The 4,880-nt window shown below is 61.1% G+C and carries 3 protein-coding genes; 1 reads left to right on the plus strand and 2 read right to left on the minus strand.

Translation table 11 applies throughout. From position 1 onward, the window contains the following. Positions 1-129: 129 nt before the first annotated feature. On the minus strand, positions 130-1,242 hold the full coding sequence (locus tag NW815_RS07360; protein WP_414390728.1) for an LptF/LptG family permease: 1,113 nt from the start codon (positions 1,240-1,242) through the stop codon (positions 130-132). A gap of 108 nt (positions 1,243-1,350) precedes the next feature. Beyond that, on the minus strand, positions 1,351-2,574 hold the full coding sequence (locus tag NW815_RS07365) for a pentapeptide repeat-containing protein (RefSeq protein WP_414390725.1): 1,224 nt from the start codon (positions 2,572-2,574) through the stop codon (positions 1,351-1,353). A 165-nt stretch (positions 2,575-2,739) separates the two neighbouring features. On the opposite strand from NW815_RS07365, the gene NW815_RS07370 reads away from it, so the two are divergent. Further along, positions 2,740-4,536 carry a DUF1565 domain-containing protein gene (locus tag NW815_RS07370; protein ID WP_414390722.1) on the plus strand — a complete coding sequence of 599 codons (1,797 nt, stop codon included), beginning with the start codon at positions 2,740-2,742 and terminating at the stop codon, positions 4,534-4,536. The last annotated feature ends 344 nt before the right edge of the window (positions 4,537-4,880 follow it).

The following is a 4,880-nucleotide window of genomic DNA, read 5'->3' on the forward strand; positions in this document are numbered from 1 at the left end:
CTACCTTTTCCCCGCAAGGGGACGGAAACCTGAGCTACGCGAGGCGAGAGGAGAGAGAAAGGAAAGTTGATCCCTGCCTTCTTCGAGACATCCTTGAGAACTGAGACTGGCGGATTCTAGGGTGGATCCCTAGCGCAAGAAGCGGGCCAAAAGCAGCAGGCCGAGGCCGCCGAAGAGGATGTTGAAGCTCCAGGCTGCCGCCCAAGGGGGAAGGGCTCCCACTTCTCCCAAGCTGCGAGACACGCTCAGAACCACGTAGTAGCCAAACACCAACAGGATCCCGAAGACGACGCCCCCGTAGCGTCCCACCCGCCGCGCGGTGGTGGATCCCAGGGGGAGCGAAATCAGCACGGCAAAAAAGCTGGCCAAGGGCAGGGAGAAGCGCATGTGGAACTCGGTGCGCAGAGCCTGAGTATTGAGATTGGAGCGGGCCAAACGGGAAATCCGCTCCGCCAGCTCCGGCAAGCTCAACTCGCTGGGGGGAACCGGCGGCTGCATCAGGGCAGCCAGATCCTGAGAAACTTGCAACGGCTTGCGATGAAACGTTTGCTCGGCAATGCTGAGGCCGGTGGGGCCGTAAAGGTGGGTCGCTCCTTCGCTGAGGCTCCACTCCAGTCCGTTCCACACTGCCTGAGCGGCCAAGGTCACTTCCGCCAACTGGTATTTGCCCCCCGGCAAGGGATCCACCCGCAAAATCGTAACATCTTGCATGGTATTCAACCGGGGATCCACTTGGCGGATGAAGAACCAGAGGTTGTCTTCGGTTTTGAAAAAGACATCGTATTGCACCGGGGTGGTGGCCTGGGCCAGCAAAGCTTGCTGATCGATCTGGCGGATTTGCTGTTTACTGGCCGGCAGCAACACGTTGCTAATGAAAAAAGCGCTCAAGCTCATGGCCAACCCCACCAGCAGCAGGGGCCGGAAAATCCGGCTAAACGGGATCCCGGCTGCCCGCATAGCGGTGATCTCGCTGTTGCCGCTCAGCTTGCCCAAGGTGAGCATGGTGGCAAAGAAGGCGGCAATGGGCATGCCCAGCACCACCATCTCCGGCAGATCCAAAACCAAAAGACGCAACACCGTTAGAGGCGGGACGGATCCCTCGACCAGCCGCTCGGCCAGGGTAAACAGTCGGCCCACCAGCAGCAGCAGGGTTCCCCCCGCAACACCGGTCAGCACTGGGGTGAGCATCTGCCCAAATAGATAGCGCTCCAGCAGCCAGAACTTGGTGAGCAACCGTGCCATGTTTGAGAATTGAAAGGGATCGCCCTCATCCCCATGGAAGAGACGGGTTGCAATGGCCGAAAAATCGGCAGCAAAAGCCCTGAACCAGGCTCATCAATGCATTCTCGCTCAAGGGCTTGGGGCAGGTGGGGGAAACGACTCTGTTTTGTCGGCAGGATCCGAACGCGGCCTAGGAGAGTTGAGGGGAGGTTCGGACGCGGGATCCAGCTCGGCACCCCAGGTGACCAGGTAGGCCCGCTGTTCGGGGGAAAGGCGGCGAGCCTGGCGGAAATCTGCCCCTGCCACGATAGCTCCGGTGTAGGCTCCGGTCTTAAAATCCGGCTTTTGCCCCGGCTGAGCAGGGGAAGCCGTCTGAGGGGATCCCACAAACAGCAAAGCGCGGTAGAGATCGGCCCCGCGCAGGTCGGCATTCCGCAAGTTAGCTCCGCACAGATTGGTGTGGCTGAGATCGCAGCCGCTCAGGTTGGCCCGCTCCAGGCTGGCTTCGCTGAAATCCACCGCCCGCAACAGGGTGCCATGCAGGTCGGCTCCCTCCAGCATCGTGCCCAGGTTGACCACTCGGATCCCGTGCAGGCGATCCCGCTGGTAGCCCCCCTTGCCATCCAGGATAGGTCGGCCCAGGTGTTCGTCTCGCCGCAGAGGGCTGAGCAGGTTAGCGGTGGAGAGAAAGCGCAGGATCTTGGCTTTGCCGAAGCGATCCACCCCGTTCAACAAAGCAGCCGTGCGCCCGGCAGCAATGGCCCGCTCCAGGGGCCAATCGTCCAACTGCCCATCGGGAGACAAGACCAGGTTGGAAATGCCTTCAAAGTAGGCGTCGATGGTCTGCTGCTGGGTAATGATATTCTGCTGAATGGTGAGATCGCGGGAGATGATGTACTGCCGCCAGGCAATGTAGGCAGCCAGGATGGCGATCAAGATCTGGCCTGTGGCCCCAAACACTTCTCCCAAAGCCCCAATCGCCTCCCAACTCAGGGATCCCAAAGCGGAAAACACCCCGCTCCCAGCAACCCCTCCCATCAGGGCCAAGCTGAGGGCCACTCCCGCCCAGGCCAATTGAGGCCAAGTGGTCAGCCACTGCCAAAGACGGCGTCCGATCTGAGCCCAAAGCGATCGCCCCCACCAGCCCGCCAGGCCCAGCCAAGCCAGCACCGCCCCCCAGCCCAAGACCGGCTGAGCCATCAGCTTTCCCAAGAGCAGCAAGAAGGCCGGGATCCCCAACAGCAGCAGATGAATCAGGGGTTGCCACGGTGAGACCGGAGACAGCAGGATCCCGGATTCAAGCAGCGACGGCTCTTGGGGCAGATGTTCGGGGACAAGGGTTTTGTAGGTCATGGCGCAAGCAGGGAGGTTACTCTAGGGCTAGTGTTAGACTTGCAAAAAAAGCCTGCGTTAGTCCGTATTTGGAGTTGGCGGATAGGGCAGGATCCCGCCTACTCAGTTTGGTAGGATAACCTCGGCCTTTCTTCTCTAGCCCAGCCTGGTGTGAGGATAACCACCATGATCTCTTCCTTATTGTCCTTACTGCCTATTGGTCTGCAGAAATCCGGCGAACACCAATCTACAGCAGTCCTGCCCGGCCTGCGGGCGCAGCGCCATCGTTCTGCAATGCTGACGCGGCTGGCAACCTCTCTGATGCTTGGCACCACCTTACTGCTGACAGCAAAGTTGGATCCCGGCTGGGCGCAAACTTCCCTGGACACCGGCATTACCGGTGAGCAGACCCTGCCTCAAGCTCCCCCGCTCCCGGACAATCGCCCGGCCATTTTCGTGGATGCGGCCAACGGCAGCGATACCCGTGGGGATGGATCCCGCAATAACCCCTTCAAGACGATTACTTATGCCATTCAGCGGGCTGAGGCTGGCAGCGTCATTCAGCTTTTTCCCGGGGTGTATAGCGAGGAGAGCGGCGAAACCTTCCCCATCCGTCTGAAAGCCGGCCTCACCTTGCGTGGGGACGAGTCCACCTTGGGAGAGGGCTATCTCATCACCGGCGGCGGTACCTACATGAGCCCGACCCTAGGCCGACAAAATGTTGCTCTGCTGGCAGAAACCGGCGCAGAAGTGCGAGGAGTTACCCTGCGCAACCAAGGGCGGCGCGGCTATGCCCTCTGGGTGGAATCTGCCTCCCCGCGCATTCTCAACAACAGCTTTGTGGGCAGCATCCACGATGGGATCTTCATTGCCGGCGCTTCCAATCCCTGGGTGGAGGGCAACCGCTTCTATAAAAACGGGGCCAACGGCATTTCCGTTTTGGGCACCTCCCAGCCCACCATCGTCAATAACCTGTTCCAGGAGACCGGCTTTGGCATCACCATCGACCAGCGCTCGGCGCCTATTGTGCGCAACAACCGCATTCTGCAGAACCGTACCGGCGTGGTTGTCGGGGGCAGCTCCAGGCCCATCCTGCGCAACAATCTCATCGCCCAGAACTTGGAGACCGGCCTCACTGCCATCACCAACGCCCAGCCGGATCTGGGCACGGCCACGGATCCCGGCAACAACATCTTTGAGGGCAACGGCCAATACGACATCCACAACGCCACCCGCGGCCTGCGCATCAATGCCAACGGCAACCAACTGCGGGGCAAAGCCAAAGGGGATCTGGATCTGTCCGGTCAAACCACCGTTGCCGCCCTTCCCGACAGCGCTCCCCGCCCCATTGCTCCTGGCACTTTGGCTCTGCCCAGTGCCCCGTCCCAGCCGGCTACTCCCAGGGATCCCCGGCCAGCGGCTGAGACCCCCTCCACCTTGCCGGTTTTAACGGTGCCCCAGTCTACTGCCCCGGTTCCCCCCTCTCCGCCCCAAGGATCCGGAGGGCGCATCTTGCCAGATCCCTCCAGCCCTCAGGCAACTCCCCAGCCCCAACCTCCGGGGGAGCAGTTTGTGGCTGTCCCCTTCACCCCCGATGGCTCTACCACACCTGCCCAGCCGGCTGACCCTGTTCCCAGGCCACCGTCGGCTCCCCTCACGGATATCACCACCCTCCTGCCTCCGCCGGCCCGTCGCCCGTCCACGGGGATCCCGGCCACTCCCTCTGCTCCCACTACAACTCCAGTTGCCCCCCCTGTGGCTGCTGTGGGCTCGGCAACCCAATTTCGCGTGTTGGTGACCCCCAAGAGCAGCGATGACTTGAACCGATTGCGGCAGCTCATCCCCGAGGCGGTGGAAACGGTTTTCAACGGGAGAACGGTGTTGCAGGCTGGCCTCTACGACAGTCGCAGCCAGGCCCAGTCGGTCTTGGATCGGCTGTTGGATGCCGGCTTTGAGGCGGTTGCCGAGATGATTTTCCGCTAGCGACCCCCCACACTGCCGGCTTGCTTCTCCATAGCGGTACGAGGGAGCTTTGATCCCAGTTCTTTGGCGGGGTGGCCAGCCATTGAGCCCAAGTCTCCTTGGTCGCTGGCAAGGGAATTGACTACAAGTGCTTGCCAAGAGCGATGACGGCTCGAACACCCCCTCTCTAGTCCAGCGGATCCAGTCGGTAGCGGCTGAGCCAGTGATCCAAATGCACTTCCTCCTCATCCAGCAGTTGGGCGTTGATCAACCCCCGTTTGAAGGCAAGACGGATGGCTCTGGCCCGCAAGCTGAAAGTGGTTCCCCACTCGTCGCTGATACATTTACGCTGAACTCTCCTGAAC

Origin of the sequence: Synechococcus sp. R6-7, assembly GCF_047461695.1 — a bacterium.
In the GTDB taxonomy this organism is placed as follows: Bacteria; Cyanobacteriota; Cyanobacteriia; order Thermostichales; family Thermostichaceae; genus Thermostichus.

Excerpts from the sequence above, each read along its gene's own strand:
- NW815_RS07360 (WP_414390728.1), bottom strand. The coding sequence starts at position 1,242 with ATGGCACGGTTGCTCACCAAGTTCTGGCTGCTGGAGCGCTATCTATTT.
- NW815_RS07365 (WP_414390725.1), bottom strand. The coding sequence starts at position 2,574 with ATGACCTACAAAACCCTTGTCCCCGAACATCTGCCCCAAGAGCCGTCG.
- NW815_RS07370 (WP_414390722.1), top strand. The coding sequence starts at position 2,740 with ATGATCTCTTCCTTATTGTCCTTACTGCCTATTGGTCTGCAGAAATCC.